The organism is Pseudoalteromonas sp. BSi20439, assembly GCF_000241165.1.
Lineage (GTDB): Bacteria > Pseudomonadota > Gammaproteobacteria > Enterobacterales > Alteromonadaceae > Pseudoalteromonas.
Window position 1 is genome coordinate 1 of sequence record NZ_BADW01000234.1, and the last position, 1,573, is coordinate 1,573.

A 1,573-nucleotide genomic window follows, 5' to 3' on the forward strand; every position below is an offset into this window, starting at 1 on the left:
AAAATCTTCAATATCCTCCCATCCTTGTGCACCGGAGATTACTGCACTAATGGCTAAAAGGAGAATATCGATAAGCTCATGCTTTTTACAGCGTTCAATGCGAGGATCGGTAATTGAATTAAAGTGTTTCAGAAAAGTAGCGCTCATATTTTACGTGACCAAGGTGATTATTATGCCTTGATCTGATCACTACATATTCTATAAGTTCAATTTATAATGATCTTGCCGTGTTCATTTGCACAATTAACCAACAAAATATAAGTATGTAGTGTTGATTTGTTTAAATAACGACTACATAAACAAAAAATACAGTACAAAGTTAAAAACGAACAAATGGCTTCAAGTTCACCTTTTTTAATAACTAAAAAAATAATAGGTTGAGTTTTTAGTTCAATCCGTTATAAGCGGAATTAATATATGTTATAGCCAAAGCTTACTTTAACTTTTTTTATCTCACAGTAAAGTAGGCTTATAAAGTTAACAGACTAACTGTTAATGTGTTGATCAGATTGTACCTAAAGGAACATTATGTCTACTATTTTTGAAGATAACTCACTAAGCATCGGTAACACACCGTTGGTAAAACTTAACCGTGTTACAGGTGGGAATGTATACGCTAAAATTGAGTCGCGTAACCCAAGCTTTAGTATTAAATGCCGTATTGGTGCATCGATGATTTGGGAAGCTGAAAAATCAGGTCAACTTACCAAAGATAAAGAGCTTATAGAGCCAACATCAGGTAACACGGGCATTGCACTGGCATTTGTAGCAGCCTCACGCGGCTACAAATTAACGCTTACAATGCCAAACACCATGAGCTTAGAACGTCGTAAGCTATTAAAAGCACTCGGTGCTAATCTTGTACTAACAGACGGTGCTAAAGGTATGAACGGTGCTATTGCTCAGGCCAAAGAAATTCAAGCATCAGCCCCTGAAAAGTTTATTTTATTACAACAATTTGAAAACCCTGCAAACCCTAAAATTCACTTTGAAACAACTGGCCCAGAAATCTTTGATGCACTTGATGGCAAAATCGATTTCTTTGTTGCAGGCGTTGGTACTGGTGGAACTATCACAGGTGTAAGCCGTTATCTTAAAAAAGAAAAAGGCTTAAATGTAAAATCAATCGCTGTAGAGCCAAGCCACTCTCCGGTAATTAGCCAAACACTTGCTGGTGAAGAAGTAAAACCTGGGCCACATAAGATTCAAGGTATTGGTGCAGGCTTTATTCCTGGGAATTTAGACCTATCAATAATTGATGGTGTAGAGCAAGTCTCTAATGAAGAATGTATAGCAATGTGTCACGAGCTAATGAAAAAAGAAGGGATTTTAGTTGGTATTTCATCAGGTGCAGCTGTGGTTGCAGCGAAGCGTATTGCTGAACGTCCTGAAAATGCAGATAAAAATATTGTGGTTATTTTGCCAAGTGCAACAGAGCGTTACTTATCAAGCCCGATGTTTGACGAAGAGTTTAGCGAACAAGAGCTTGTGCAATAATCGAGCGTTCTGATTAAAAAAGGATGTTTTTTAACATCCTTTTTTATTGCTTTTTTAATAAGTTACTACACGGCTA

2 protein-coding genes are annotated in these 1,573 nt (G+C 36.9%); one reads left to right on the top strand and one right to left on the bottom strand.

Annotation, left to right across the window (positions count from 1 at the left end; genetic code table 11):
- Positions 1–147 (bottom strand): transposase family protein (locus P20439_RS18025; RefSeq protein ID WP_138956977.1); only part of this gene is annotated, 147 nt, incomplete at its 3' end.
- 381 nt (positions 148–528) lie between these two features.
- Here P20439_RS18025 and cysK point away from each other — a divergent pair.
- The gene (gene cysK / locus P20439_RS17870) at positions 529–1,497 is read left to right on the top strand and encodes a cysteine synthase A (RefSeq protein WP_008468878.1); all 969 of its coding nucleotides are present in this window, start codon (positions 529–531) and stop codon (positions 1,495–1,497) included.
- The last annotated feature ends 76 nt before the right edge of the window (positions 1,498–1,573 follow it).

What these genes read in the sequence shown, in the direction of transcription:
- cysK (WP_008468878.1), top strand. Translation starts at nt 529, where the DNA reads ATGTCTACTATTTTTGAAGATAACTCACTAAGCATCGGTAACACACCG.